The organism is Wolbachia endosymbiont (group B) of Eupithecia inturbata, assembly GCF_964030915.1.
Lineage (GTDB): Bacteria > Pseudomonadota > Alphaproteobacteria > Rickettsiales > Anaplasmataceae > Wolbachia.
The window spans coordinates 242,602-267,733 of sequence record NZ_OZ034987.1; the positions used below are offsets into that span (position 1 = coordinate 242,602).

32 protein-coding genes, 3 tRNA genes and 1 pseudogene are annotated in these 25,132 nt (G+C 34.0%); 17 read left to right on the top strand and 19 right to left on the bottom strand.

Features of this window, described 5'->3' with window-relative positions; translation table 11 throughout:
* Nucleotides 1-2: 2 nt before the first annotated feature.
* Complete coding sequence (locus ACQH21_RS01120; protein WP_264375113.1) at nucleotides 3-428, bottom strand: hypothetical protein; 426 nt, start codon at nucleotides 426-428, stop codon at nucleotides 3-5.
* 138 nt (nucleotides 429-566) lie between these two features.
* Between ACQH21_RS01120 and ACQH21_RS01125 the strand changes: the two genes are divergently transcribed.
* On the top strand, nucleotides 567-1,589 hold the full coding sequence (locus ACQH21_RS01125) for an aspartate-semialdehyde dehydrogenase (RefSeq protein WP_425384320.1): 1,023 nt from the start codon (nucleotides 567-569) through the stop codon (nucleotides 1,587-1,589).
* A 1-nt stretch (nucleotide 1,590) separates the two neighbouring features.
* Here ACQH21_RS01125 and ACQH21_RS01130 read toward each other — a convergent pair whose 3' ends face one another.
* Entirely contained in the window at nucleotides 1,591-2,667 is a 1,077-nt protein-coding gene (locus ACQH21_RS01130; RefSeq protein ID WP_264375254.1) for a 5-(carboxyamino)imidazole ribonucleotide synthase, read from the bottom strand.
* A 106-nt stretch (nucleotides 2,668-2,773) separates the two neighbouring features.
* Here ACQH21_RS01130 and apaG point away from each other — a divergent pair, with 106 nt between their 5' ends.
* Nucleotides 2,774-3,178, top strand: a complete 405-nt coding sequence (gene apaG, locus ACQH21_RS01135) for a Co2+/Mg2+ efflux protein ApaG (protein WP_010402892.1) — start codon at nucleotides 2,774-2,776, stop codon at nucleotides 3,176-3,178.
* Nucleotides 3,179-3,380: 202 nt separating this feature from the next.
* On the opposite strand, the gene ACQH21_RS01140 is transcribed toward apaG, so the two are convergent.
* Nucleotides 3,381-4,979 carry an ABC transporter permease gene (locus ACQH21_RS01140; protein ID WP_425384321.1) on the bottom strand — a complete coding sequence of 533 codons (1,599 nt, stop codon included), beginning with the start codon at nucleotides 4,977-4,979 and terminating at the stop codon, nucleotides 3,381-3,383.
* Between the two features lie 130 nt (nucleotides 4,980-5,109).
* On the opposite strand from ACQH21_RS01140, the gene ACQH21_RS01145 reads away from it, so the two are divergent.
* On the top strand, nucleotides 5,110-5,955 hold the full coding sequence (locus tag ACQH21_RS01145; RefSeq protein ID WP_425384322.1) for a rhodanese-related sulfurtransferase: 846 nt from the start codon (nucleotides 5,110-5,112) through the stop codon (nucleotides 5,953-5,955).
* On the opposite strand, the gene ACQH21_RS01150 is transcribed toward ACQH21_RS01145, so the two are convergent.
* Entirely contained in the window at nucleotides 5,952-6,353 is a 402-nt protein-coding gene (locus ACQH21_RS01150) for a hypothetical protein (RefSeq protein WP_353278602.1), read from the bottom strand. The genes ACQH21_RS01145 and ACQH21_RS01150 overlap by 4 nt on opposite strands.
* 138 nt (nucleotides 6,354-6,491) lie before the next feature.
* Here ACQH21_RS01150 and ACQH21_RS01155 point away from each other — a divergent pair, with 138 nt between their 5' ends.
* Complete coding sequence (locus tag ACQH21_RS01155) at nucleotides 6,492-6,650, top strand: hypothetical protein (protein ID WP_425384323.1); 159 nt, start codon at nucleotides 6,492-6,494, stop codon at nucleotides 6,648-6,650.
* 297 nt (nucleotides 6,651-6,947) lie between these two features.
* Here the strand turns inward: ACQH21_RS01155 and ACQH21_RS01160 are convergent, their stop codons facing one another.
* The 4 genes from ACQH21_RS01160 to ACQH21_RS01175 form a co-directional block, all read right to left on the bottom strand.
* Entirely contained in the window at nucleotides 6,948-7,058 is a 111-nt protein-coding gene (locus tag ACQH21_RS01160; RefSeq protein ID WP_425384324.1) for a hypothetical protein, read from the bottom strand.
* A 144-nt stretch (nucleotides 7,059-7,202) separates the two neighbouring features.
* Complete coding sequence (locus ACQH21_RS01165) at nucleotides 7,203-7,445, bottom strand: hypothetical protein (protein WP_425384325.1); 243 nt, start codon at nucleotides 7,443-7,445, stop codon at nucleotides 7,203-7,205.
* Between the two features lie 113 nt (nucleotides 7,446-7,558).
* Nucleotides 7,559-7,834: a type II toxin-antitoxin system RelE family toxin gene (locus tag ACQH21_RS01170; protein ID WP_064085396.1), complete on the bottom strand. Its 276-nt coding sequence runs from the start codon at nucleotides 7,832-7,834 to the stop codon at nucleotides 7,559-7,561.
* Entirely contained in the window at nucleotides 7,825-8,040 is a 216-nt protein-coding gene (locus ACQH21_RS01175) for a hypothetical protein (RefSeq protein WP_425384326.1), read from the bottom strand. Before ACQH21_RS01175 ends, ACQH21_RS01170 begins: the two co-directional genes overlap by 10 nt.
* 240 nt (nucleotides 8,041-8,280) lie before the next feature.
* Between ACQH21_RS01175 and ACQH21_RS01180 the strand changes: the two genes are divergently transcribed.
* Nucleotides 8,281-8,544, top strand: a complete 264-nt coding sequence (locus ACQH21_RS01180) for a hypothetical protein (RefSeq protein WP_425384327.1) — start codon at nucleotides 8,281-8,283, stop codon at nucleotides 8,542-8,544.
* A 138-nt stretch (nucleotides 8,545-8,682) separates the two neighbouring features.
* Nucleotides 8,683-9,330: a hypothetical protein gene (locus tag ACQH21_RS01185; protein WP_425384328.1), complete on the top strand. Its 648-nt coding sequence runs from the start codon at nucleotides 8,683-8,685 to the stop codon at nucleotides 9,328-9,330.
* Between the two features lie 376 nt (nucleotides 9,331-9,706).
* Here the strand turns inward: ACQH21_RS01185 and ACQH21_RS01190 are convergent.
* Nucleotides 9,707-9,793 (bottom strand) — tRNA-Ser (locus ACQH21_RS01190).
* A gap of 31 nt (nucleotides 9,794-9,824) precedes the next feature.
* Nucleotides 9,825-10,622 (bottom strand): DUF2163 domain-containing protein, encoded by a 798-nt coding sequence (locus ACQH21_RS01195; protein ID WP_265022228.1) that lies wholly within the window; start codon nucleotides 10,620-10,622, stop codon nucleotides 9,825-9,827.
* A gap of 77 nt (nucleotides 10,623-10,699) precedes the next feature.
* Between ACQH21_RS01195 and ACQH21_RS01200 the strand changes: the two genes are divergently transcribed.
* Nucleotides 10,700-10,885, top strand: coding sequence for a hypothetical protein (locus tag ACQH21_RS01200; protein ID WP_425384329.1), 186 nt, complete (start codon nucleotides 10,700-10,702; stop codon nucleotides 10,883-10,885).
* A 120-nt stretch (nucleotides 10,886-11,005) separates the two neighbouring features.
* Here the strand turns inward: ACQH21_RS01200 and ACQH21_RS01205 are convergent, their stop codons facing one another.
* A complete protein-coding gene (locus ACQH21_RS01205) occupies nucleotides 11,006-13,048 on the bottom strand; it encodes a WD0745 family porin (protein ID WP_425384330.1) in 2,043 nt (680 codons plus the stop codon).
* A gap of 328 nt (nucleotides 13,049-13,376) precedes the next feature.
* Between ACQH21_RS01205 and ACQH21_RS01210 the strand changes: the two genes are divergently transcribed.
* Both ACQH21_RS01210 and ACQH21_RS01215 read left to right on the top strand, forming a co-directional pair.
* Nucleotides 13,377-14,216: a lipase family protein gene (locus ACQH21_RS01210; RefSeq protein ID WP_425384331.1), complete on the top strand. Its 840-nt coding sequence runs from the start codon at nucleotides 13,377-13,379 to the stop codon at nucleotides 14,214-14,216.
* A gap of 135 nt (nucleotides 14,217-14,351) precedes the next feature.
* Nucleotides 14,352-14,690 carry a hypothetical protein gene (locus ACQH21_RS01215; protein ID WP_265025279.1) on the top strand — a complete coding sequence of 113 codons (339 nt, stop codon included), beginning with the start codon at nucleotides 14,352-14,354 and terminating at the stop codon, nucleotides 14,688-14,690.
* A 42-nt stretch (nucleotides 14,691-14,732) separates the two neighbouring features.
* Here the strand turns inward: ACQH21_RS01215 and ACQH21_RS01220 are convergent, their stop codons facing one another.
* The 4 genes from ACQH21_RS01220 to ACQH21_RS01235 form a co-directional block, all read right to left on the bottom strand.
* Nucleotides 14,733-15,560, bottom strand: coding sequence for a 3'-5' exonuclease (locus ACQH21_RS01220; protein ID WP_425384332.1), 828 nt, complete (start codon nucleotides 15,558-15,560; stop codon nucleotides 14,733-14,735).
* Entirely contained in the window at nucleotides 15,553-16,437 is an 885-nt protein-coding gene (gene era, locus ACQH21_RS01225) for a GTPase Era (protein WP_425384333.1), read from the bottom strand. The genes ACQH21_RS01220 and era overlap by 8 nt, the downstream gene beginning before the upstream one ends.
* A gap of 41 nt (nucleotides 16,438-16,478) precedes the next feature.
* Nucleotides 16,479-16,976, bottom strand: a complete 498-nt coding sequence (locus ACQH21_RS01230; RefSeq protein ID WP_425384334.1) for a hypothetical protein — start codon at nucleotides 16,974-16,976, stop codon at nucleotides 16,479-16,481.
* A 94-nt stretch (nucleotides 16,977-17,070) separates the two neighbouring features.
* A tRNA-Gly gene (locus ACQH21_RS01235) sits at nucleotides 17,071-17,143 on the bottom strand.
* A 159-nt stretch (nucleotides 17,144-17,302) separates the two neighbouring features.
* On the opposite strand from ACQH21_RS01235, the gene ACQH21_RS01240 reads away from it, so the two are divergent.
* The 4 genes from ACQH21_RS01240 (at nucleotide 17,303) to ACQH21_RS01255 (ending at nucleotide 19,252) form a co-directional block, all read left to right on the top strand.
* Nucleotides 17,303-17,923: a ribonuclease D gene (locus tag ACQH21_RS01240; RefSeq protein ID WP_425384335.1), complete on the top strand. Its 621-nt coding sequence runs from the start codon at nucleotides 17,303-17,305 to the stop codon at nucleotides 17,921-17,923.
* A gap of 79 nt (nucleotides 17,924-18,002) precedes the next feature.
* The gene (trxA, locus tag ACQH21_RS01245; RefSeq protein ID WP_064085368.1) at nucleotides 18,003-18,329 is read left to right on the top strand and encodes a thioredoxin; all 327 of its coding nucleotides are present in this window, start codon (nucleotides 18,003-18,005) and stop codon (nucleotides 18,327-18,329) included.
* A 39-nt stretch (nucleotides 18,330-18,368) separates the two neighbouring features.
* A tRNA-Ile gene (locus tag ACQH21_RS01250) sits at nucleotides 18,369-18,445 on the top strand.
* 525 nt (nucleotides 18,446-18,970) lie between these two features.
* Nucleotides 18,971-19,252, top strand: coding sequence for a hypothetical protein (locus tag ACQH21_RS01255; protein ID WP_425384336.1), 282 nt, complete (start codon nucleotides 18,971-18,973; stop codon nucleotides 19,250-19,252).
* A 15-nt stretch (nucleotides 19,253-19,267) separates the two neighbouring features.
* On the opposite strand, the gene ACQH21_RS01260 is transcribed toward ACQH21_RS01255, so the two are convergent.
* From ACQH21_RS01260 to ACQH21_RS01270, 3 genes are read right to left on the bottom strand one after another with little or no spacing between them, the layout of a single operon-like run.
* Nucleotides 19,268-19,522 carry a hypothetical protein gene (locus tag ACQH21_RS01260; protein WP_425384337.1) on the bottom strand — a complete coding sequence of 85 codons (255 nt, stop codon included), beginning with the start codon at nucleotides 19,520-19,522 and terminating at the stop codon, nucleotides 19,268-19,270.
* Between the two features lie 54 nt (nucleotides 19,523-19,576).
* Nucleotides 19,577-20,449: an IS982 family transposase gene (locus ACQH21_RS01265; RefSeq protein ID WP_425383942.1), complete on the bottom strand. Its 873-nt coding sequence runs from the start codon at nucleotides 20,447-20,449 to the stop codon at nucleotides 19,577-19,579.
* Nucleotides 20,450-20,485: 36 nt separating this feature from the next.
* Nucleotides 20,486-21,379: an alpha/beta hydrolase family protein gene (locus tag ACQH21_RS01270; RefSeq protein WP_425384338.1), complete on the bottom strand. Its 894-nt coding sequence runs from the start codon at nucleotides 21,377-21,379 to the stop codon at nucleotides 20,486-20,488.
* Nucleotides 21,380-21,559: 180 nt separating this feature from the next.
* Between ACQH21_RS01270 and ACQH21_RS01275 the strand changes: the two genes are divergently transcribed.
* The 4 genes from ACQH21_RS01275 to ACQH21_RS01290 are packed head-to-tail and all read left to right on the top strand — an operon-like array spanning nucleotide 21,560 to nucleotide 24,354.
* Complete coding sequence (locus ACQH21_RS01275) at nucleotides 21,560-22,219, top strand: CADD family putative folate metabolism protein (protein ID WP_353281585.1); 660 nt, start codon at nucleotides 21,560-21,562, stop codon at nucleotides 22,217-22,219.
* A gap of 22 nt (nucleotides 22,220-22,241) precedes the next feature.
* Nucleotides 22,242-22,628, top strand: coding sequence for a dihydroneopterin aldolase (locus tag ACQH21_RS01280; RefSeq protein WP_143689820.1), 387 nt, complete (start codon nucleotides 22,242-22,244; stop codon nucleotides 22,626-22,628).
* Nucleotides 22,625-23,878 (top strand): dihydropteroate synthase, encoded by a 1,254-nt coding sequence (gene folP, locus ACQH21_RS01285; RefSeq protein ID WP_425384339.1) that lies wholly within the window; start codon nucleotides 22,625-22,627, stop codon nucleotides 23,876-23,878. The genes ACQH21_RS01280 and folP overlap by 4 nt, the downstream gene beginning before the upstream one ends.
* Entirely contained in the window at nucleotides 23,875-24,354 is a 480-nt protein-coding gene (locus ACQH21_RS01290) for a dihydrofolate reductase (protein ID WP_064085991.1), read from the top strand. The genes folP and ACQH21_RS01290 overlap by 4 nt, the downstream gene beginning before the upstream one ends.
* A 59-nt stretch (nucleotides 24,355-24,413) precedes the next feature.
* On the opposite strand, the pseudogene ACQH21_RS01295 reads toward ACQH21_RS01290, so the two are convergent.
* Nucleotides 24,414-24,653: pseudogene (locus tag ACQH21_RS01295) on the bottom strand (transposase); the annotation flags it as partial.
* Nucleotides 24,654-25,132: the final 479 nt, after the last annotated feature.

The window sequence follows — 25,132 nt, forward strand, 5'->3', positions numbered from 1 at the left end:
ATTTATGGGCCAAGATTTTTTTTCTCTTTATCTACTTGTTCAATATTACCATTCTCAAGTTTGCTACCTACTTCTTCTGTGCGTTTATTATCTATGTAGATCTCATTTTTTGCTTTATTAGAAAGACCTATTTGCGATTGCAGTTTTTTATACTCTTCTTTTTCAGGCGTGAAAATTTTCACTAAAGATCTTCCTATTATTGGTATTGAACTTAAAAAATCTCTTAATCCAAAAGATTCTTGCTTCTTGTTTGAAAGATGCTGGTCTATCTTAGAAATTTTCACACCATACTTTTTATCATCAAAATTTATCGCTGGCTTGCTTTTTTTCGAAAGAACATTTTGAATCTCTAATCTATTGATTTTTTCAGGCTTTTGAAATGCAGATACTGCAGGTTTGACCTTAGTGTCATCATGTTTTTTACTCATTTCATTCTACCATGCAATATTACTAGTGTCTTATAATTATAACTAAATTATGGTTAATTGCAAGGTAAAAATATTAAAGTAATTGTAAATTTTATCAGTAAAAATATAATATAGTTTTAAAATCAGAGGTTTATTTATATGGGATGTAAGATTGCAGTTATTGGAGCAACAGGAAAAGTAGGATATGAGGTATTGACCATGCTTGCTGAGTTTCAAAAAGAGGGAAAATTTTCGATAGATTCTGTTGTTGCTTTTGCATCGAAAAAATCAAAGGGAAAAAAGGTGAGTTTTGGTGACAAAGAGTTAACAGTTTTATGCCTTGAGGATTATGACTTCGTTGGAACTAATATAGCCATTTTCTGTGCAGAATCTCATGTTTCTGAGAGATACGTACCAATTGCAACTGAGGCTGGGTGCGTTGTGATAGATAACACTTCCTACTTTAGGATGAAAGAAGGCGTGCCACTAGTTATTCCAGAGATCAACAAAGATAAAATTACGGAATATAAAAACCATAACATAATATCTAATCCAAACTGTACTACAATACAAATGTTGCTGGCATTACATTTATTACACAAAAAAGCAAAAATAAAGAGAATCGTTGCTTCAACTTATCAATCAACTTCTGGTGTAGGTAAAGCAGCAATGGATGAGCTTTACAATCAGACAAAAAAAATCTTTATGAATGAAGCTAAAAAACCTGAAATATTTCCTAAGCAAATAGCATTTAATTGCATTCCTCATATAGGAGAGTTCATGGAAGATGGTTCTACAAAAGAGGAGTGGAAAATGCAAGAGGAGACAAAAAAAATTTTAGAAGAGGATATAAAAGTAACTGCAACTTGTGTACGAGTACCTGTTCTTGTTGGTCATGCTATAGCAGTAAATGTAGAATTTGATCAGCATATAACTGAAGAAGAAGCTCGTGAAATGCTCAGTGAAGACGATGGAGTTTTAGTGAAAGATAAGCGCGAAGATGGTGGATATATGACTCAGATTGATGTTGTGCAAGAGGATGCCGTATACATATCGCGTATTAGACAAGACGATACCGTTAAACACGGATTAAATATGTGGATAGTAGCTGATAATCTACGCAAAGGTGCAGCACTAAATATAGTGCAGATCTTGGAGATCTTGATCAAAGAGCATTTATAGCTCAATAACTTAAATCTATATTGACATGTCCCATTTTACGCTTGTCCCTAACCTCTTTTTTCCCATATATGGTTAAACTAGCTCTTTCGTTGCTCAAATATTTGTGAGAATTATATATATCATTACCTATTATATTTTTTGTCATGCAAGGAAAGCGTAATACTACTTCCTGCATAGGTAATCCGCATATTACCCTCACCAGCTGCTCGAATTGACTAACGTTGCATGCATCCAAGCTCCAGTGGCAAGAATTGTGGGGTCTTGGGGCCAGTTCATTAACTAGTAATTCATGATTTTGAGTGATGAAAAATTCAATAGCTAGAATTCCTACTACATCAAGCGCAGTTGCTATTTTCTTTGCAGTTTTTTGTACCTCTTGGGCTAATTTATTATCTATTTTAGCTGGTGCTATTGAAGTATTAAGTATTCCGTCAACGTGGTGATTCTCTGCTATAGGAAAAAAAGCTACTTTACCGTTTTTATTTCTTGCAACGACTATTGAAACCTCTTTCAGTAAATCAACACTTGCTTCAAGAATGTACTCTTTATTCCAATCGAAGGAAGCAAATTGCTTCAGTTCAGAATCATTTTCAATCACATATTGTCCTTTTCCATCATAACCCATTTCTGTTGTTTTTAGCCTCACTGGATAGCTAAAAGTTTCACTACTTTCTAGTAGCTGATTATAATTTTGTATACTTTTGTAATCAGCAGTTTTTATGCTTAAATCTCTAATAAAATCTTTCTCTCTCAGCCTATTTTGCGAAATGTGTAACGCCTTTTTGCCTGGATAAAAATCTGCGTGCAGCGACACAATATCAATTGCACTACATGGAATATTTTCAGACTCAATAGTGACTAAATCCACACTCTGTGCAAAAGATTCAAGTGCCCTCTTATCACAGAAGTCTGCTATTGTTAAATCATCAGCAACAGAACAAGCTGGATCGTTTTTAGCACTGGCAAAAATATGCGTTTTGTGCCCAAGTTTTATTGCAGCGATAGCAGTCATTTTACCTAATTGCCCACTTCCTATTATTCCTATCACTTTTTTATCCAGTGGATCTGTTTTGTTCATCATGTAGATTAATATTTCCTAGTTAGAGTACGATAATATGCTTGGAAAATCTATGAAAAAAGTGTATAATTGAAGTGTGTTAAATTTTTATCATGAACACTTTACGATGACCATGAAATACACACTTATTACTAATTCTGTTGAAGTTACAGTTTTGCCAATTTACATTGAAGAGCAATCCATTCCTTATGAAAATTGTTACGTATGGATGTATAATGTTAAGATAAAAAATAAAAGCTCATCAACCATTCAATTATTAAGTCGCTATTGGCGAATAATAGATCATAAGGGCAAAATAAATGAAATTGCCGGAGTTGGTGTTATTGGAGAACAACCTGTAATAAAATCTGGAGAGGTATTCAAATATACAAGTGGAACATACTTAAATACACCATCAGGAATAATGCAGGGTAAATATGAATTTCTGAACGAAGAGAGCATAAAAACCTTTGATGTTATGGTACCACCCTTTTCCTTAGATAGTCCATACGTTAACACTAGACCTCATTGATCATCAAGATAGTGTATTTGTTTAAGTGCATCTGAAACCAGTGCTTCTTGTTTTGTCATTTGAGCTTCCATAATGTCATCCGAGTAGCTGATACTGAGATTCAACTAAGTTGATAAACACGAAAGCACTGACCATTTGCTTCTATAGTTGTCTTTTTTCGTCTATCTTATTTTGTTACTCTGCTGAACAGATGCAAAATAGTTTATTTTTGATTCTTATCATCAAGTGTGAATAAGATTATTGTAGAGGTTAAACCTATAATAACTATCATTAACGAAAATGGGGCAGCTTCTCTGTAACGCTCATCGCTGACAAGTTCATATACTCTAGTTGATATAGTTTCAAAATTAAATGGTCTGATAATTAGTGTTGCCGTGAGTTCTTTTACCGTATCCATAAACACGAGCAGAAATCCCGATAGTATGCTTTTCTTGATAAGGGGAATATGAATATTCAGGCACGTGGAAATAGGCCCATGACCCATAGTATATGCAGTCCATTCAATTTCATTTGGTGTTTTTTTGAGTCCCGACTCTATCGCCTTGAAAGATATAGCAAAAAAACGAAATAAATATGAGTAAACTAATGCGCCAATAGTTCCTACCAAGCTAATTTCTACAATATATTGAGTAATGAAAGAAGATATTCTGCTTAAAAACATTATTATGCTAATTGCAATAATTGCATTTGGAATTGCATATCCAAGAGAAATGAGACGTGCTATATTGCTTATTACCTTATTTTTACGTGCTGTATATCCAATAATTATTGCAATGCTGATCGAGATTAGCGCGGTAATAAATGATAAACCAACACTATTTGCTATTATATTGTAAAATCTTGCTTCGTATATGAAAAAGCCTTTCTCTATGCTCCAATATATAAGTGGAATCATTGGTAAAATAAAGCCTATTAATATCGGCAATAAACACATAAGATAAGAAAAGATCAACGATATAGAACCGTTTATAATACGTTTATTGTGATAATCTGCATTAGTATTGATTGAAGAGTAAGATATTTCTCTTTTTTGTAGTTTTTTCTCGATAACTATTAGTGTTGCAACGAAAATCAGTTCTGCAACTGCCAAAACAGTAGTTGAATATTTGTCATGCAATAAAAACCAAGTACGGTATATTCCTGTCGTGAAAGTATCGATAGCAAGAAACTGTGGTGTGCCGAAATCTGTAATTACTTCCATTAGTACCAAGGATAACCCAGCTATAATTGATGGACGTATGGAGGGTATGATGACAGAAAACAGACTCTGTAATGAGGAGAACCCAAGTGTTGATGCAATAGTGACTGAGTTACTAACGCTCTTTAGACTTGAGCGGACCAACATATAAACGTATGGATATAGACTAAATCCCATTACTAATATTCCACCACCTAGGGATTTGATCTCGGGAAACCAATAGTCACCTTTGCCCAATTGAAAAGTATCTCTTAACAAGCTCTGAATCGGACCTGAAAACTCTAGCGTATTTACATAAACAAACGATACTATATATCCAGGAATTGATATCGGAAAGAATAAGGCAATCTCAAAAATTCTACTTCCGGGAAACGAAAAAAATGTAGTAAGCCAAGCTGGAATTACTCCAAATATAAAGGATATTAACCCTACTCCTACCATCAAAATTAACGTATTGAGTATATATTCAGGAAAAAGTCTACTAATTACCCATCCAGAGTTTGCTGATTCTGTAAATAGAATCGATATTAACGATAGTATAGGGCAGACAAATAATACACTTACTAAAAACAAGAATATATTTTTAAATACTCTCAGAAACATTAACTTGAATCTATATTTGATATTAAAATGTTATATGCAAAAACTAAAGATATCCAGTAATTAACAGCCGTCCTATTGAATATCTTCATAATTTTATATATTATGTTTTAAATCGATAAACTAATTAATTATGAGTTTTGTCATTGCAACTTTCTATCATTTTGTAAAACTCTCTAATTATTATGACATGAAAGATGAAATAAAAGTTGCATGCGACAACGTTGAATTAAAAGGCACTATACTCCTTGCAGAAGAGGGAATTAATGCAACCGTATCTGGTGAAAGAAACGCGATTGATAAAATATTCGATTTTCTACGTTCTGATTATAGACTAAGGGACCTTACATGGAAAGAGAGTGCAGCAGAATATCAACCATTTAGTAAGATGAAAGTGAGATTAAAAAGAGAAATTGTGAATCTTGGTGTAAGTAATCTCGATACTTCCGTTAGAGGCCAGTACGTTGATCCAGATTATTGGGATGATTTTATCTCTCAACCTGATGTTTTAGTGATAGACACACGAAATGATTACGAAGTAAAACTAGGCAAGTTTAAAAATGCAATCAATCCACATACTCAGCGTTTTCGAGATTTTCCTCAGTGGGCAGAGTCTTTCTCTGAGAGTAAAAATCTGAAAGTGGCTATGTACTGCACTGGTGGAATCAGATGTGAAAAATCTACAGCATATATGAAAAGCCTTGGATTTAACGATGTTTATCACCTTAAAGGCGGTATTCTTTCCTACCTTGAAAAAACTCACAACAAAAGTGGTAATTGGGAAGGCGAGTGTTTTGTTTTTGATGATAGAATTGCTGTTGATCACTCACTTGCCCCGAGTGATAAAATAAAATGCATATTCTGCTCAAGTAAAGTTTCAACTGATGAGCTGAAATCAGTTTCACGTGGCCAGGTAGTTTGCTCTGATTGTAAATCTTTAAGTATTGAAAGAAATTCAGAATACAACACGAACCTTTAACGACTTATTTCTCTTTGCATATTTGTAACCTTAATTTTATCAAGGCATTTACCTACAACATAGCCCGCTCCAGCTCCAAGTAATGCACCAACTATAGCAAATGCAATCAACACTACACCAGAAACACCGATAAGAGTTAAAGTTTCTTGCCCTAAATAACATGCTGCAACTAGACCAGCAACTAAACCAATTGCTGCACCTATACACCTAAGTTTCATATTATTACTAATATTTCTACCTTTCCTATATTGTATACTATGATCAGTATCATCATCTTGAAAAGCAAATTCTTTGATATCGTCTCTTGTTTTTAAACAATCGATAAGCTCACCTATTGTTTTGCTACGCAAATTATGTAAATTTATAACGCCATTTTTTATAGATTGTTCAAATGTCATTTTATTTTTCCATACTATTAGAATATGTTCTTATTACACTGAGCATCTTAATGATTGGTAAATTCCCATACAAGAATAAGTAGATAATCTTACCACTATAGGTGGGACTAAAGCGCTGTAAGATTAAATTCCTGAAAAATGTTAGTAAGAAGAGCTTTTCTAAAAACAATAAAATTAAGAGTTGAAGAAATAGTAAAGGAGCGCCTTACAGTTAACCCAATTGATTTTGGTGAATCGTTTTGTTACAAACTCAAAGGATACAGAAGACTGAGAACTCGCGATTATCGTATCATGTAAATGCTGCAAAGTATGAAGTGTTTCAATAAAACACAGAAAAGACATTTATGAATCCTAGATTAATATCCTTCCAGTATTAACTTACTGTAACCTTTCCGGTTGAGCCACTGCGATTCTTTGCAACGTTGATCTCTAATTCGTTATTAGATCCTATTTTATAGTCTGTAGAGTAGTAAAACTATAGGGGGTAGACAAAAAAATGAGTTTTTTTTGAGCTGAGCAAAGCTACCTAAGGTGAAGAGGAAAGAGGGCTGTATAATAATATATTTATAATTTCCTTACTTAACGAAACAGAGTTTATTGAAAAACATAGTTATTTAGTACTTTAAGAGCCTTCTCGTAAATAGTGTCTCTATGTCCTATTGTAACGATAGTTACTTCATGTTTTTTGGTGTCTGTATAATACATGATACGATAGTCGCCAACCCTTAGTCTTCTGAACCCTTTAAAGCTATGATATAAAGGCTCACCAATGGATCGACTGTAAGTCGCTCATTTATTGCATCTATAGCTCTTGACCGTACTTTTTTTGGAAGATTTGGAAGATCTTTTTCAAGAACACTGTCTAGGAAGATAATAGTGTATTCCAATCCACGTCCTCACTTTTAGTTTTTTTTCATTTTCAATATCATATTGATCAGCAACTACAGATAGTAAAAAATCTTCCATTTCACGATCTATTGCTTCTTTAAATAGCCTTTCTGCTAATTCTTGAGTGGGCTGCTTAGTGAGCTCAACTAGCTTAGCAAAATGCTGTAAAGTTTCTTTACTGAAAGCTAAATTAGCGTTTGCCATAAGTTTTACCGAAATCTACTAATAATTATAAAACATTTTTCTGAAATTTTCAATAAAGAATTGTTAAGGTGAAGAGGAAGGAGGGCTGTATAATGTATATTTAATGTTTATATTTATTTTTTATAAATATCACATCTATGTCCTATCTCTGTGATAGTTACTATTTGTTCTAATTGATTTACTCTATAAATTATACGGTATTCACCAACTCTTAGTCTTCTATGTCCTTTTAGGTTATGATGTAATGGTTCACCGAGGTTTATTGGATCAACTGTAAGACGTTCTTTTATAGCCTTTTGGATTCTTAGCCTTATTGTTTTTTGAAGATTTGGTAAATCTCTCTCAACAACACTTTTGAGAGACTTAACTTTATAATGCTCTAATCCCACTTAATATCTTCAAAATCGACTGTTTCTGCACCTTCAACATCACGCTCATCAGAAATTTTAGACACTAAAAAGTCTTCAATTTCAAGCTCGACTGCTTCTTTAAGTAGTTTTTCTGCTAATGCTTGAGCAGGTTGCTTAGTAAGTTCAGATAATTCAGCAAGATGCTGTAAAGTTTCTTTACTGAAAGCTAAATTAGCGTTTGCCATAAGTTTTACCAAGTTCTACTACTCTATAATTATACAACATTTTTCTAAAATTTTCAATAAAGAAAGCGAAATAATTATATCAGTATTAACATAATATTAATACTGATGTGTTAATATTATGTTAGTTTTTTAATTAAGGAGAATATTATGCTAGGAAATCTTACAAATCGGGAACATGTGTTCGGTTCTTCAAAACCAGCACAGTATGGAAAAACACATATACACCGAAATGAATCAAAATTGAATGATTTGGATCAGGACAAGGGGGTACAATCAGCTGATAAATTACATGGTTGCCATAGAGAATGCGAAGGAAAATGGCCAGGTGATGGTTGGTGGGCAACAGCAGAGCGAAATAACTGCAAGTGGTGGTGTCATCTGAGAGATACTCATGACGGATTTAGATCTGATTCACAGGAGTCAACCCCTACTGATATAAAGAGTACATTGCAAGATATTGGAGACAATTTCTATGCTCTTGCAGATTCAGCGTCTGTTCTGTAGAAGGTACAGGTTTAATATCAAAAAAGTGTGAGGCTTCTTTTGTCTTCCGAAATTTTCAATAAAAGCAATCATACTATTGTTAGTATAGTATTAATGCTTATATGTTATAATTATATTAATTTTTTAAAGGAGAATATTATGTCTTATATTCAAGAGTATAAGGAGAATTTGGAAAAATGTCTTGATGACAACACAGAAAAGATTGGTAAGTGTGATAACGAATGTCATAAAAATTTCTTTAAACATCATTGGTCAGTGCCATATTCTTCAGAGGAATGTTCTAAAGCTTTAAAAAATTTAGGTTGTGTTAAAGTTGGTATAAGGCATGATTGCCACAGGTGGTGTGAGGACAATTACCAGGGCTTACTCTCAAGACCAGGGTGCAAATTAGAATGTGATGAATATGTATCTTCTAAGAAAGAGATTATAGGCTATCCTAAAGATTATTACCAGACTTTGAAAAAATGTCTTGATGATAACACAGAAAAGATTGGTAAGTGTGATAACGAATGTCATAAAAATTTCTTTAAACATCATTGGTCAGTGCCATATTCTTCAGAGGAATGTTCTAAAGCTTTAAAAAATTCAGGTTGTGTTAAAGTTGGTGTAAGTCATGATTGCCACAGGTGGTGTGAGGACAATTACCAGGGCTTAATCTCAAGACCAGCATGCAAGGAACGTTGTAATATGCAGGATAAATTCAAATTCTCTGGTGATACAAAGAATACATCAGAAGATATTGGAGATAACTTCTATATCCTCGAAGATTTAGTGTCTGTTCTGTAGAAGGTACAGGTGTGAGGCTTCTTTATTTTTTCCTAAAATTTTCAAAAAAGAATTATATTGACAGATTATGACAGGTTGAGTATATACGGGTATTAGCTTTTGCTGAGGTTAGGGAGAAATGACACAGACTAAGTATAGTATTGCAAGACATTATTAGGAATAGGGAAGGTATGCTGGCTACTGGATGTATTTCTATGATAACAACTACTCTTCGTCATCAAAAATCAAGAAGGCTCTGCAACTTGATGAACATCAACTCTATTCTTTTATTGACGTAGATGACTCTGAAAAATTGCGGAGCTGAAGTGCTAATGCTATATGGTTATTACGTTCAAGAACAAAACGGAAAATCCTATGTTATACTAGAAATAATGTGCGGAAAAGGGGGGATTCGAACCCCCGACATATTTTCATATGTGCACGCTTTCCAAGCGTGTGCTTTAGACCGCTCAGCCACCTTTCCATACTTATTCATAATATTAAAAATTATGCTGCTAAACAACTGGTATATATGGTTCGCCACGGAAATTCACAGTATTGTTAAACTTGTTTTTGCACGTTAAAAACGCTTTATCACAACCTGCAAGTATCGAATATTTATCTCCGGTAGAAATTTGATATGGAGGAGAAGCAAATAATGTAACTACTTTATTTTTGTATTCTTTAACTACAACTTCAAATGTTGCTGAACTAAAGAATTTTACCACTCCGTGCTTATAATATCCATCGCTTTCGATTAAATTAGTGTCTTCAAATCTTCTTTCATCTATCACTTTAGTAATTGTGCTCATTCTACTAAACTTTTTAGCATCAGCTTTACATCTATCATCGCAAAATTGTGCCCTGCATACAGGAGAATATAGCTCTGTTATGCTTCTCTCAAGCTTTGTCGCAAGACCTCTAATTTCAGCGATAAACCTCCCACTATTTAATGTTACTTTACCAAAAGTTCCTGCATGCAAATTCATAATTCCCTGACTCAAATCTTTATAATTCACAAGAAATATTTCAATATTTGCAAAGTCATGCCTTCCTGATAAAACATCTTTTTCTTTAATATCAGCACTATTTAATATTCCTTCAATTTCTAGATTATCAGTTCTCAAATCGCTATTTAATATTATACTGCTGGCTATAAAACCGCTTGAAGATTTATAGAGTATATTATTGAGATTTAAATCTTTATCATAGTCAGTGAATCCCATTACCTCCCCACTTACAAGTGTTAATTTCCAGCAAGTAGCGATGGTAAGTAATTCTCCAGTTAAATGGTTTTTTAGTTTGGTTTGCATACTGCTTAATTGATTGAATTTGAAAACGTTCGATAGGTAAGGGATTATATCCATTATCTGAGTAGCCATAGGGTGTCATGCCAGCGCCCAGACATTGGCATCCAGTTAAATTTACGAGTATAAAAGTAATGTTAAAATACAACGTTTCTGATGATGATGGAAAAATGGATCCCAGTGTCAAGAACTGGGATGACACTATTTACTATGCAAATTGCCACAATTTTCGTACAGCTGTGACTGGGATGACATTACTTATTGTGTGAATAAAATAAATACTCGTAGAGTTTGTTACGCACTGGCTTATGTTTATTTGATCGATGAGTAAATGCTAACAGATAAGATACACACCACATTCAAGTTGTGGTGTGTATTACTAGAACAAATTAGAAAGAAAACTTCACACCAGTTAGTAGAAGAATTCCTTGGTTAGAAGGTACATCAGCATTATTTTTATCTTTCAGCGCACCTTTTTCATCAGTCATAAAATAATGTAAGGCTGCATAAGGAACAAACTTGCTCTTATTGCAAGAAGATAGATCATACTGAACACCAAGTGCAACATCATGAAGCATATCTTTGTCGCTCATTCTGCTACCAAAGTATGTCAAGCTTGTGTAGATATTATCATATTGATAACCAGCACCTGCAGTCCAATACATGGTGTCCTTGTCATTAAATTGCTTTAAGCCATTTTTTCTAGCAATATCAGTAGTCTCTTTATATTCTTTTGAAGTAGGGTTGAGTTCCTTGATACTCTTCGGTTGACCAGATTTGCCTAAATATGCAAAAGAAGCAGCGAATTTTATATTTTGACCTTCATCAATCTTATAATCAGCGCTTACACCCAAATTAACACCCATCAGGTCATTGTACTCTACAAATTCCTTATAAAGATGCTTATCTTTACTCGGTTGCTTTGAAACCCCATATTCACCAACTACGGAAGTTTTAACTTTTACATTATGTTTACTAAAGTCATATTCATATGATGCACCAGCACTTATTATATGCTGGTAATCTGGTCCAACATGTCTTAACGTTTCCTCATTCTTTACCCCTGTTACCTTATTACTTGAATCTTTGAGGAAATCTGGAGCTATTTCTTTTACAACGGATAAACCACTATCGTAGCGAGGTGAGTAGCTAAGACCAAATCTTGCACCCATATAATTCGGCGAGTAGTAAGCAGCTCTAAATGGCAATGTGGTCATAACCTCTTTGTTGTATTTTCCTGCCATACGGAAGGAGAGTTTTTCGCTCTCGCTCGAGAAGCTTTCAGTGTAAAGACGTGGTGTTACGTAAAATGGGAAGTTTGCAGCACTTCCTTCTAAGTTTACTTTTCTGAACCAGTCACTATCTGCAGCTCCATCAACAGTTGCAATTCTTGTTGCATCAAGTCTCATCAGAGACTCAGGACCAAACTGATAGCCAAGTTTCAGATCACCATATTTTGAATTCAAAAACACATGTGCACTTCTACCTCTTGCAGCATTCACGCCTTGTGAAGCTCCTTTACCTTCAGTAACTGGAACATGGAATTGTACATCGGCACCATAACGAAGACCAATATCCTCATTTTTATTTTCAGCTCTTAAGTGCAATATTGCATCTGAAATCATGCCCATGTTTTCACTGTAATCACCAATATTCCCTATCCCTTTAGGAAATATTGGATTTGCTCCTTTTATACTATCTGGAGTATTGTTAAAATAATCTGTAGATTTACCTGGCATAACATTATAATGGTTATAGCCACTTAGCCCATGGTTACCATAACCTTGAGAATCAACAACGCCACCGAAAGTTATTCTTAAACCATCCCCTTGATTGGTATTGATAATATCAATACCACCAACTGAAACAACAGGACTTGCCTTACCTTTTTCCTCTGTATTGCTGTTAACAACTTTTACATCCTTTTTTATATCTTTAGCTTCAATTTTAGCATTCTTAGTTTTAGAACCCTTAATTTTTGACTTTTCTACATTAGAATTTTTAGTGCTTAGAGCTTTCGCCTTTGAATCCTCTATAAGCTTTGCTTTTTTCTCTTTTGCTAGCCTAATTTCATCTTTTTTCTTTTGTTTTGCTACTAATTTTAACTCTTCTTTTTTCTTCTTTTGTTCAGCTGCTAATTTTAACTCCTCTTTTTTCTTCTGCTCAGATGCTAATCTTAATTCTTCTTTTTTCTTAAGCTCCTCAGCTTTTTTTCTTGGATCAGCATTACATATCCTGTCCATTTTTTCTTTTAGTTTCTTATTTGACGTCTTCATCACTTCCATCTTTCCAGAAGTTTTGATTGACTCGTTACTCTCTTGCTTTTTTACTTCCTTCATACTCTCGTCAGAAAAGTCAGCAGCAAAGCCACTGAAAGAACATAAAGTCAATAGAGAAGCTAGAGCAGTTCTAGTATAAATAGATTTTTTCATGAAGTGCCCCCAAAAAATTTTAAAATCATAACATAAATAGTATAAAGGTGTTGAAAATCCAACTTAAAGCAACCTTATAGCGAAAATAAAAGTAAAATGCAATACTTTAAAAGCAACTTTCTTAATACGCTCAACGTGTATATTAACCAAAATTTAGTACAGAGGTTTGCTTGTTAGTGTATTATAACTCTATACTTATTCTATGGAAGTAAAATTTACTCAAGTGAAAGTACATAAAGATTAAAATATTAATATAACTATTGACAATAATATTAGTTTATATTATAATTAGTGAATTATTATTTTATTTTTAATAATCAAGGTATTTATGGATTTTAATTTTTTACGAAATTGGTTTAGCACTACAGGTGCTGCTACAGGGTCAGAGCCAGGTAATACTGAACAGCCAGACTCTATTTCAGTAGATGATGGCAAATACGAGATGAAAGAATATGACGATGAATTTGAGATCATTGAAGATTATGAATTTATAAATCGTGCTGATCCAAATGAGCCATGTTCTTTACCTTCTGACTATAAAATAGATGAAAGTATTGTAAAAATTGCAGGATTTGATCGAGAGAAATTATTAGAAATGGGTAATTTCTGCAAGATAAGCTATGGCGATGATGATGGTAAATTAAGTAAAAAAAGATGTAACAACCTAGCTCAAAGAGTATACAAAACTGAATTTGAAATTGTAGAAGATTTTGAAATTGTTCCATCTACTGAAAAAATGTATAAAACTAGAGCTGAACTCATCAGCGAAGGTTATGAAATTATTCCATTTGGTAATAGCTTTGAAAAAGATGCTGGTCACGTTTTTATAAAAGGTAAAGAAATAACAATAGCTTACCATGGTACTCGTCTGAGCCAGAGTTTTAATGATGGAATTACTGATATAAATGTACTTTTTGCTACTTCGGAATTTTTACCTGAAGGTGGAAGAATTCATTGTGGTTTCTATAATTCATTTATGGATTCATGGCCTAATCTGTATGGCATTTTGAAATCTCATGCTGAAAAACAGGGATCAGAAATCAAGGATTTTAAAATTAATCTCACAGGTCACAGTATGGGAGGAGCTATTGCTAAGATAGCTGCTTTATGCCTCAATAAAACAGAAGGAGCTGAAGATGTTCATGTTGCAACTTTTGGTGATCCATGAGTTTTTGATCTTACTGCTAGTGAATTTTATAATGATGTTCTTCAAGAAAAAACCATTAGAGTAACTCAACATAGACAAGACCCAGTACCAGCGGTATCACCTGGTATTTGTGGTTATGCTCATGTAGGTGCACAATTGAGAATATCAGTACCTGAAGGATATTTTGTTCATCAAATAGATGGTTATCATGAAGCCATTAAAATAATGGATGAAAAAGATTTCCGATCGAACAATAACGTTTCTCTCTTTTATTACCCTTCGAGAATATTAAGTCGAATTAACTGTGCAGTTTTAGGTAATGCTCAATATTATGCTGCTAATTTAGGTAATTATATTCTTGGTGGACAAAATTTTTTCGAGAAAGTAAAAAAGGAATACCAAGATAAAAACTTAGAAAATTTTTCTAAGCTTGAACAAGCAGAAGTTAAGCAAAGGGCACATCAAAATGTCTTTTCTACTACAAGGAGTTTATAACTACTATACAGAGCAATCATTAGATTGCTCTGTAGCATCTATTCATTTAAATTCAATATAAAAATTTTCACCAGAAGTTATTTTCCATTCTTCTTTAAATTTCTTTAGGTGTGCTTTTTTTTCGCATTCTAAAAGCAGTTCTTCTATGCTCTTATTATAGCTTTCTGTAGTAATTCTTCCTTGATGATGCATAAACCTCAAATAAATCAAATAAGTGTTAATCACATCTGTTTCACAATAATCGCGAATCTCTTGTATTTTGCCACTATCATATAAGTCCATAACTTGTGAACCATCAACTCCAATCTTACCGGGAAGATTAAATGCTGCGCAAACTTCGTTCATCTTCATTCTTGCAGAAGCTCCAAAATCAGAGAGAGATTCAAGCAAATCACAATGCCAATCACTACTGTACCTCTGATTGTAACTATTCCACTTATCGCCAGCTTTGTGAAAATATTCTGCTTGAATGCCATGAACCATAGCACGGTACTTCAGTACCGGTATATCAAAAGTGCGTCCATTGAACGAAACTAGTCTTGGCTTTTTCTCTGATATGTAGTTAAAAAATCCCTTTACTAGCTCTTTTTCATTGGAGTTTACTGTGCCTCCAGATCTTATTTCTTGTAGTGTGAACATTTCATAACCGCTCTGGCGTGTTATATTACAAAGTAAAAAACTAATGACTACAACAAGGTGGAAGGGCTGACGCAGAAAAGAGTTTTGCCCGTTTGTTATTTCAAGATGATATTTTGTTAATGCGTTCCTCTTTTCTTCTACACTGCTATCATCACTAATATTTAGTAAATTCTTGCAGGAATTTACATCTGGTATAGTTTCAATATCAAATACTAACAAAGAATTAAGCATTACTTATATATTCCTCAGGGCGATCAGTCCAAGGTCGCACTTTTACGAACAAAAAGAGATGAACTTTACACTCAAATAACTTTTCCAATTCTGTACGTGCCTCGATATTAATTTTTTTTATGCTACTGCCGTCTTTTCCTAGCACTATTTTCTTATGATTATCTTTCAATACAAATATGATCTGTTTTATGACTAAACTCTTATCTTTTTTTTCCTCAAATTGTTCAGTTATAACAGCTGTAGAGTATGGCAATTCTTCACGTAGGTTCAAGAATAACTTTTCTCTCGTAATTTCCGCTGATAAAAAATCAGCTGAGGAATCAGTTATTTGATCTTTTTCATAAAACCAAGGGCCTATCGGTGCAATTTTAGACAAGTAACTAGTCAGATCAGAAAGTCCATCATTCTTCAGTGCCGAGATCGTAAAAATTTTTTCAAACTTATAAAGCAAATTTAGGTGCTCATGTGCCATCTTGAGCTCTGATTTCTTTACTAAATCAGTTTTATTGATAATCAAAATGCATCTGCCTTTTGTGCGCTCTAGTCGTGCAAATATCGTTTTTATTCTTTCTATATTTTTTAGGTAATTGTTTACATCAACAAGCAATAAAGTAATGTCACTATCCTTAACTGCTCCCCATGCAGATTTGACTAAAGCTTTTTCAAGGTTTGTTTCTGCTGAAAACACTCCCGGAGAGTCAGTAAAAACAATTTGCGCATTGTTGCATATAGCAACACCCCTTACCTGCGTCCTTGTTGTCTGCACTTTAGGGGTGACAATAGCAATTTTCTTGCCTACGATGCTGTTAATCAGCGTTGACTTTCCAGCATTTGGCAAACCAGCTATCGTTACAAATAAGCATTTTTCTTCTTTCACAAAGGAAATTATAAAGAAAACTAAATGCTAACGTCAATTGATTATTTTGCAGGTAGATCGCACTCTTCCTCTTTTGAAGAAAAACATTTTCCAACTTTTTTAACTATAGGTGATATAATATACTCATTCACTTTCTGAGCTATTGGTTGTATAATATGCTTTGTTGCAAATATAGCTGCGACTGGTGCTATTACTCCTATTACTGCACCTGCTAAAGCTGCAGATCCCATTCCAAGCGTTGCACCAGGCATTGTAGCTGCAGCAAGACCAACTCCAATTGCAGCACTTGCAAGTGCGGAAATACCAAAATAGATAGGCACATATTTTTCATTCTTTTTAATATAATCTTTTTTGCAAAATTTGTATAGTAGCTTCCGCGCACACAGAGCTGCAATCAATGCTGGAGCTATAGAACCAACAATCCCACCCATCACCAATGGTGATAAAGCTGTAAAACTGAGCTCTAAGCCTGTAAGTGCTCCTATTGCTGCTCCTATGCCTAAAACTATTAAACTGGCTACAACAACATCTTTTTTCATATAATCCCCTTATTTTCTAAAAAACTTTTAACTACTTTTAGTATAGCTGAACTAGTTGAATAGGGGAAGGAAATTTTTTATGTTAAAATTAAAGAGCGGGAGAAGGGGTTCGAACCCTCGACCTCAACCTTGGCAAGGTTGCGCTCTACCAACTGAGCTACTCCCGCAGTTAAATTCTGCTTAGGTTCTATTTCTAATTATAGGTACATATTACAATTTGTAAACCCTACATGCATGAAAATCATGAGAGCACGTTTTCTATGATCTTTTCGTATACTTAAAACTCATTTTTGATTATTGTATGTGTCATAAAACATATTAAATTTATGAGAATATTTGTATATAAAGACGACCTGCCAGCCAGTGCAATACCGAATGATATAAAATCTATAGCTGTTGATACAGAGGCAATGGGGCTACTGCATAGCAGAGATAGATTATGCCTTGTTCAGCTCTCTTTCAATGATGGCAACGCTCACTTAGTTCAATTCAAAAACGATTATACAGCTCCAAATTTGAGAAAAATATTAGAGGATAAAAATATAACCAAAATATTTCACTTTGCGCGGTTTGATGTAAGCATAATACATTATTATTTAAAAACTTGGGCACTGCCTTGCTATTGCACGAAAATAGCCTCACGTTTAGTTCGCACTTATACAGATAGTCATAGCTTAAAAGAGTTGTGCTTAGAACTACTTGATATAAAATTAAATAAGCAACAACAATCTTCTGATTGGGGAAATGAAAATTTAACAGACAAGCAAAAAAGTTATGCTGCATCTGATGTTTTATATCTTCATAGAATAAAGGAAAAGCTAGATTTAATGCTAGAACGTGAAAATAGAAAAGAATTAGCCGAAAAGTGCTTTGAATTTCTTCCTACTCGTATTGAGCTAGATTCAATGGGTTGGGGGAGTGTAGATATCTTTAATCATCATATGTAATCACTTCACTTGAATCCAGAAAAATTTAGTTGATCAGCTGTTAATTGATACGCTATATTTATAAAAATTTAGGTATTTTATGAGTGATGATATTAAAGCGGTAAATGATCAAAATTTCGAATCTGAAGTTGCTAACCACAAAGGATTTGTGCTGGTAGATTTTTGGGCAGAATGGTGTGGACCATGCAAAAGTCTGATGCCACGTATCGAGCAGTTAGCCAAGGATAGAAAAGACAAGATCAAAATCTGTAAGTTTGACATAGATGGAGAAACTGAGGTGCCAAGTAAGTATGGAGTTCAATCTATACCTACTTTAATCATATTTCAAGATGGTAAGGAAATTGCACGCAAAATTGGCGCAATAAATGATTTACACAGTTGGGTTGATAGTGAAATAAGCGAGTAGACAAATTTCCTTTTGCGTGTATTATAGGTGTTGATAAAAGGGATTGTAGCTCAGTCGGTTAGAGCAGTTCGCTCATAACGAATTGGTCGTAGGTTCGAGTCCTACCAATCCCACCACTATTGATACAATTGCAAGGCCTACTCTCTTAGATAAGCTTTTTGCCTTATTAAAGTACTTGGTTGTTAGTGTTTGAAAACTCCATGATATTAGATTCCTTGCATAACTGGAATTCAAAAGTTCCAGCGCGGTTTTCTTATTGGATCTCAGCTGGGATGACGCCTGGTTATGAAAGAAATCTATTGTCAAAAAAAATTACTTCCGCGTATTTTGAATCTGATTATAATGACAATTAGAGATATTTTAAGAGCTCAAAAATTTATCTTTGTCTGCAGACTTTCAATTAATCTTTCAATAAAAAGCGTGCTCTTCAGCTTATATCTGTCGTGTGTGCGCTGCATTTTTTTCTAATCTTTTTATACAGGAGGATTTTATGTCCAGAATTCCAGATACTTGACCTTTACTTTAGCTAATCACAGGCGCCTGTGATTTTTATAAAGAAAGTGTAGGAAAAACTGTTTCCAGCCATAAATTTGCCATGCATACCTAAAAAGTAATGATATTAGCATAATGTTCATATTTGTATGCTAATATTAATATTATTTAAATTGAAGAATATTATGGAACAACAAGCATCAAACAAAGAGAAAGGGATTGAATTTAGATATAATCAATGTAAGCAGAAATGCCATTACTACAAAACAAAACGGACAGACCAAGAATGCCTAGATAAATGCTATGAGAAGTACGTTTCTAAACTTTATCCACAAATTAGTGAGAAATTATTAGCTAGTGAAAACAATCTCTATGATGAAAGCACAGAATTATCACTTATGGCAGATACTCTAGATGCAATGTTTTTTTAATCACAAAAGAAACACTTATTTCAATATTTGCAGAGATGTTAGCTTTTTAGATATATTCTGACTTATTGAATAATTCTTTAAATTGGTAAAATACTGTTTCTTTTCCTCTATTTCTTTTTCACTATTCTTTCCACATATCGCTTCTGTTTTTATCTCTGGTTGTTTCTCTTGATTGAGAGAGCCCTTCTTTTCAAAATAATTATCTGTGAATTCTAAAAAGAGTGAAATCAGCTCAGGAAGATTGTATTTGTGTTCACTTGATGAGCACAATTCTGTAATCGAAGAAAAGTGAATATCATCTGCCTTAATAACCTCAGTTGCGGATTAGCCAACGAAGTAAAGCTTAGAAATGCAGGGCTTTTTCGGCTGCATGGAATATGAAACAAGCGTAGAAAAAATGTGTACCAAAAAATTTATCGGTGATCTATGTCTTGTATGCTCAATCTCAAAGTTGTTTTTCAGAGAGCCAAAAACTGTCTCAATAATCGATCTTTTTCTTAACAAAATCTTCTCATTTAGCGCCATTAATGAGTTTTTCATACCCTTTTTTATACTGGTTACAAGCTTTAACCCTCTATCGAATAATTCGTGAAAAAGATCTTTTTTGATATATCCTTTATCTCCAAACAATAATCCAGTCAATTTCTGAGTTAAATTTGGCACAGGTTTTCTATCATCAATGTTGCCTTTTGTCACCGTAACCCCTTGAATTTCGCCAGCTTCGTTGATTACTAGATGTAGTTTAAAACCGAAAAACCACCCATAGGTAGTCTTTCCAATCTTTGCCAACCCTTTGAAAACTTTATTTCTCGAGGTCCTTTTTGGATGGCAAACAGCGATAGATGTTGCATCTATGTACGAAATCCCTGTCACTTTTGACTGTTCGCAAAACCATTGCATTAAGAGCACTAAATACCATAAAACCCTAGATTTTAGCCTAATAAACCTACTATAGGATGGCAATTTTGGAAACGCTGATTCGTATAATAATTTCAAATAATGCACATAGAAAATTTTAAAATTGTCGCACTTGGATTGGTGATATAGCAATATTATGGTAAGAATCTCTGAATGCGTAATCTCTGGCGTCCTGGTTGGTTTTTTGCTACTTGGTAGAAGTTTTTCTGCAAAATTCTTGTCAACTGAATTGCAAAAATCGTCGATCAGGCAAAATAATTCTGTTATATTTTCATTCATTGGTAACCTCTCTATTTTGTAAATAATTTTCCGAGGTTACCCTATTTTCCTGGCTTTTTCACTGATTTCTAATCCGCAACTGGGGTTAATAGGTAGTAACGATAGAAACTTATTCCAGCATTTTTTCATTATTCCAACTTCAGGTTCAAGGTTTTTTATTTTAGCTAAGTTGGCATGCTCCATAAAAAACTCTTTATATTGCTCAAAACCTTCAAAAGTTTCTTTTTTTTGGTAGTTTTTTTTCCTATGACTTTTTTCTATGTCAGCAATTTTAGTACCTATATTTGCCTGCTTACTAATAAAGCCATCGTTCTCTAAGTTAAAACAAATTGTGTATGGAGTAATGTCGTTTACTATTGTGTGTGGCTTAAAGTGCCAACCAAAGCATTTGAGTATGAATTTTATTATAGGAGGAAATAGCCATTTAGGTTTTGATATGTGTAGTAATTTCACTACAAGTTTTTTGAATGAGCTAAAGGATTTATTGATAATGCATCTTAAATGAATATTGTCATCTTTTTTAAACTTTTTATAAACCTCCGCAGCTATTGGTCCTCCAGCACAGCTTCCATACAGTACTATATTGTCTGGGTGAATGCCTTGCTTTAGAAGATCTGAAATGACTCCAATTCCTGCATTTACTCGATTTTGACCGTTTAAAGAATGGCCTTTGCTTTTTCCAGAACCAGGAAAATTAATAAGGTGAACATCCATACCTGCTTCAGCTGCCCAATTCCATTCACTTTTGTCTTCATCTGGCTCTTTTTCAAAAGTATATGTAAGCCCTGGAAAGTAAACTATATGCTTTTTCTTTCTGCTATCTGCACTGCTCTTCGAGTTTGACATCACGATCTTTTGAATTCGCATTCCATTTTGAACTTCTACGAACTCTTCCCTAATTTTTATTGTATTTTCTTCTGTTACTTTCATTTTGCGTTTTTCACTATATTGATTTAATAATACATGAAATTTTAGAAAAAATCAATTTTACTAAAAAATTAACTTATAGCGTATCTATCTTTATATTTATTGGAATTAAAGTAGTAGTGAGAAATGCCTCTTGACATTTGATAAACCTAAACGTAGCCTAAAACAATTTACTGTTTATTTATGACATTTGTTCAATTACTTAATAATCAATTAGATAGTTTACACTTATTAAAACACCCATTTTACGAGTCATGGAATGAAGGTGGCTTAAGCCTGCAGGCTCTGCAAACCTATGCTAAGGAATATTATCACCATGTTGCTGCTTTTCCTCGTTATATCAGCGGTATACATTCCTTGTGTCCGAATTTGAAAATGCGGCAAGTTTTACTTGGTAATTTAATAGAGGAAGAACAAGGCGACGAGAATCACCCAGAATTATGGCAGCGTTTTGCTGAAGGACTGGGAGTAGCACGTTCAGAACTTTGTGAAAATGCACAAATTAAGGAGACACGAGAATTAGTTGATGGTTATTTTGACATTGTAAAATCAGATTTTGCAGCAGGTCTTGGAGCTCTGTACGCTTATGAACGTCAAACTCCAGAGGTTTCTAAGTCTAAAATTGAAGGTCTGAAAAAACACTATTCAATAAATGATGAGCGTTCTCTCAAATTTTTTACCGTTCATATGGAAGCTGATGAGTGGCATTCTGAAGAATGTGCAAACCTTATTGCAGATTTAAACGAAGAAGAACAAGAGAAAGTTATGCAAGGCGCTGAAAAAGGAGCAAAACTCTTATGGGGTTTTCTTGATGGCATGATGAATGTTGATGTTTGTCATTAATTATAAGTAGATACTAAATTCAGTGGTAGCATGTAATCTTCTTATATCTGATTTACGGCTTTGGGTTCATTTGGGATGTAGTGCAGAAGAGAAGTTTTCTCCCCAATTGGTGAGTATTGACGTTGATTTCACTTTTAAATCTCCTCCTTCAGGGCTTACAACTGATCAACTTAAAGATACTATCTGCTATTTGGAAGTAGTGCAAAATATTCAATCTCTTGTTCAGGGCAAGCAATTTAATTTAATCGAGCATTTAACTCATGAGATATACAGAGCCATTAATAACCTTTTGCTGCGAAAGAAGCATATTATTTCTTCTGTCAGGGTGACTACTCACAAAATCGCACCACCAGTTCCTGGTGTGCATGGGGGCGTTTTTTTTACTTACTGTAATGAATTGCAAGAATGATCTATATTTCTATTGGATCAAATATAGGGAATCGCCTTTCCCATTTACAAAGAGCTACTGAGTTACTAAAGAAGCGCTATTTAAAAGACTTAAAGTCTTCGATCATTCTAGAAACTAAGGCTATTTTACCAAATGGTGCTCCACCTGATTGGAACAAGCCATTTCTCAACATGATTGTCTATGGAAGTTGTTCTTCTTCTCCTGAGGATCTACTAAAAGGCTTAAAACAAATCGAATGTGATATTGGTCGTCCACAAGTCTACGAAAAATGGGCACCTCGTGTTATTGATTTAGATATTTTGTTATGGGATGATCTAACGCTTGATATACCTGACCTTAAAATTCCTCACCCAGAATTAGTAAATAGACCATTTTTGCTCCACTTGATGGCAATGGTTAACAAAACCTTTGCTTTCAATGTTCAAGACTGTTTTTCAAAGAGTTTTACGCTTTCACCAAAGCTTATGGGTATCGTCAATATTACCCCTGATTCATTTTCAGATGGTGGTCTTTATTATGATGCGAATCGAGCAACCAAGCAGGCATTGCAGCTGGTATCAGATGGTGCAAGCATAGTTGATCTTGGAGCTCAATCAACAAGGCCTGGAGCTTCAATAAAGACGCCAGAGGAAGAGTATGAACGTCTAAAACCAGTACTTGATAATCTTAGCGACTATATGAAAAATGGTGATATTGAAGTCAGCATTGATAGTTTTTGGCCAGACGTTATTTTAAACGTTTTGAAGCACTACAATATTGCCTGGGTAAATGATCAGAAGGGAGATCTGAGTAGTAATACCTTAAAAGAAGTTGCTAGCAGTGGGTGTAGTGTCGTTATTATGCATTCACTTTCGATACCACCACATAAGGACAATATTATTCCACATGACACTGACCCAATTGATATCATAAATAATTGGGCAGAGAAGAGCATTAACAAACTACTAGGCCTGGGTTTTGATGAAAATTCAATAATTATTGACCCTGGTATTGGTTTTGGCAAATCTATGTATCAGAATATTCAGATTTTACGCAGTATAGAAACTTTACAAAATTTTGGCTGCAAGGTTTTAGTTGGCCATTCCAGAAAGTCATTTATTTCCTCTTTTTCCATAGAATCTCCCTCTAATAGAGATTTAGAAACAATTGCTACATCTGCTATACTGCAAAATAAGGTTGATTTCCTTAGAGTGCATAATGTACGCGACCACATGAGATTTTTTGTAGCCCAAGCTGTCTTAAAAGGATGAAGATTATTGGAATTATGGCTGTTGACCCTAATGGGGTAATTGGAATAAATAATGATTTGCCCTGGCGTTATCCAAGTGAGTTTAAACATTTTTGTCAAGTGACCGACAAACAAATTATTGTGATGGGAAGAAAGACATTTGAAACCGTGCCTCAAAGCATACTAAAGAATCGTACACCTATTGTTTTCTCCCGTAACAAGTGTTTTAATAGAGGTCCAAAATGTACTGTTGTCTCTTCCATGCAAGAATTTCTGTCAATTCAAAGTAGTTCTCAAGTCTTTGTGATTGGTGGGGCACAAATAGCACACCTTTTTTTAGAGCATAACCTAATCTCAGAATTTATTATAACTGAAATTCACAAGCCCTATAAGGGTGATACATACCTCAATTTAGCATTTTTTGATGGATGGAATAAAACTATTCTCGTCAGAACAGAAGACTATACTATATTCAATTGTATCCGTTCAGCAGAGTAGTAAAATTATTAGCATAAAAGTAATCAACGTTTCTAATGAAAGCTGGATCCCAGTGGGCTTTGTTGCAAATACCCTTTTATAAACCCGACTGTTTGTCTTAAACCAATTCTAAAGAAACTGACGATTATATGCACTAAAATCACAACTTTATCACTATAAATATAGTTGCCACCCTGCATTTTTGGACAATTCTCGTACCAATTTTCTATGGCGTCATTGATATAACAAAAAATGCTTCCTCTTTCTTGGAGAAATTTGTTATATTTATGGCAGTTACTGACTCTCATTTTTTGTGGCATATTTTTTCTTCAACAGTTAAATGGCTGTTTTATAATGAATTTTGTCAGTAACTGCCAGTTCTTTTCACTTGAGCGATGCAACAAAGCCCACTGGGATCCAGCCTTTCTTACCAACAAAAACCTAGCATAACTTTTGTGCTCAAAAGATTTCTGGATTCCAGCATCAAGTGCTAGCCTGAAGCTTTAGCTATAAATATTAAGAAATTTACCAAACGAAGAAAAAAGGCAGAAGAATCCCCGTGTGACGAGTTTTATAATGTAAATTGGCGCTATAATAATGTTCTAACAAGCGCGTTTTGGCTGAATGTAGAAAAAATAAAAAAAGCCGCTATAATTTTTGTGTAATTTGCCAATAAATATTTGAGTTTTTTACTGATTTTGTGATTGAGCCTGCAGGTCAAAAATAAGGATAAATACTCTTAGTATCATAGTAAAGGGAATGACGAAATTTGTAAAGTAGTTTTCACTCAAATGACGCC

Coding starts and splice junctions, on each gene's coding strand:
- ACQH21_RS01120 (WP_264375113.1), bottom strand. CDS start 428: ATGAGTAAAAAACATGATGACACTAAGGTCAAACCTGCAGTATCTGCA.
- ACQH21_RS01125 (WP_425384320.1), top strand. CDS start 567: ATGGGATGTAAGATTGCAGTTATTGGAGCAACAGGAAAAGTAGGATAT.
- ACQH21_RS01130 (WP_264375254.1), bottom strand. CDS start 2,667: ATGAACAAAACAGATCCACTGGATAAAAAAGTGATAGGAATAATAGGA.
- apaG (WP_010402892.1), top strand. CDS start 2,774: ATGACCATGAAATACACACTTATTACTAATTCTGTTGAAGTTACAGTT.
- ACQH21_RS01140 (WP_425384321.1), bottom strand. CDS start 4,979: ATGTTTCTGAGAGTATTTAAAAATATATTCTTGTTTTTAGTAAGTGTA.
- ACQH21_RS01145 (WP_425384322.1), top strand. CDS start 5,110: ATGAGTTTTGTCATTGCAACTTTCTATCATTTTGTAAAACTCTCTAAT.
- ACQH21_RS01150 (WP_353278602.1), bottom strand. CDS start 6,353: ATGACATTTGAACAATCTATAAAAAATGGCGTTATAAATTTACATAAT.
- ACQH21_RS01155 (WP_425384323.1), top strand. CDS start 6,492: ATGTTAGTAAGAAGAGCTTTTCTAAAAACAATAAAATTAAGAGTTGAA.
- ACQH21_RS01160 (WP_425384324.1), bottom strand. CDS start 7,058: ATGTATTATACAGACACCAAAAAACATGAAGTAACTATCGTTACAATA.
- ACQH21_RS01165 (WP_425384325.1), bottom strand. CDS start 7,445: ATGGCAAACGCTAATTTAGCTTTCAGTAAAGAAACTTTACAGCATTTT.
- ACQH21_RS01175 (WP_425384326.1), bottom strand. CDS start 8,040: ATGGCAAACGCTAATTTAGCTTTCAGTAAAGAAACTTTACAGCATCTT.
- ACQH21_RS01185 (WP_425384328.1), top strand. CDS start 8,683: ATGTCTTATATTCAAGAGTATAAGGAGAATTTGGAAAAATGTCTTGAT.
- ACQH21_RS01195 (WP_265022228.1), bottom strand. CDS start 10,622: ATGCAAACCAAACTAAAAAACCATTTAACTGGAGAATTACTTACCATC.
- ACQH21_RS01200 (WP_425384329.1), top strand. CDS start 10,700: ATGCCAGCGCCCAGACATTGGCATCCAGTTAAATTTACGAGTATAAAA.
- ACQH21_RS01205 (WP_425384330.1), bottom strand. CDS start 13,048: ATGAAAAAATCTATTTATACTAGAACTGCTCTAGCTTCTCTATTGACT.
- ACQH21_RS01210 (WP_425384331.1), top strand. CDS start 13,377: ATGGATTTTAATTTTTTACGAAATTGGTTTAGCACTACAGGTGCTGCT.
- ACQH21_RS01220 (WP_425384332.1), bottom strand. CDS start 15,560: ATGCTTAATTCTTTGTTAGTATTTGATATTGAAACTATACCAGATGTA.
- ACQH21_RS01230 (WP_425384334.1), bottom strand. CDS start 16,976: ATGAAAAAAGATGTTGTTGTAGCCAGTTTAATAGTTTTAGGCATAGGA.
- ACQH21_RS01240 (WP_425384335.1), top strand. CDS start 17,303: ATGAGAATATTTGTATATAAAGACGACCTGCCAGCCAGTGCAATACCG.
- trxA (WP_064085368.1), top strand. CDS start 18,003: ATGAGTGATGATATTAAAGCGGTAAATGATCAAAATTTCGAATCTGAA.
- ACQH21_RS01255 (WP_425384336.1), top strand. CDS start 18,971: ATGCTAATATTAATATTATTTAAATTGAAGAATATTATGGAACAACAA.
- ACQH21_RS01265 (WP_425383942.1), bottom strand. CDS start 20,449: ATGAATGAAAATATAACAGAATTATTTTGCCTGATCGACGATTTTTGC.
- ACQH21_RS01270 (WP_425384338.1), bottom strand. CDS start 21,379: ATGAAAGTAACAGAAGAAAATACAATAAAAATTAGGGAAGAGTTCGTA.
- ACQH21_RS01275 (WP_353281585.1), top strand. CDS start 21,560: ATGACATTTGTTCAATTACTTAATAATCAATTAGATAGTTTACACTTA.
- folP (WP_425384339.1), top strand. CDS start 22,625: ATGATCTATATTTCTATTGGATCAAATATAGGGAATCGCCTTTCCCAT.
- ACQH21_RS01290 (WP_064085991.1), top strand. CDS start 23,875: ATGAAGATTATTGGAATTATGGCTGTTGACCCTAATGGGGTAATTGGA.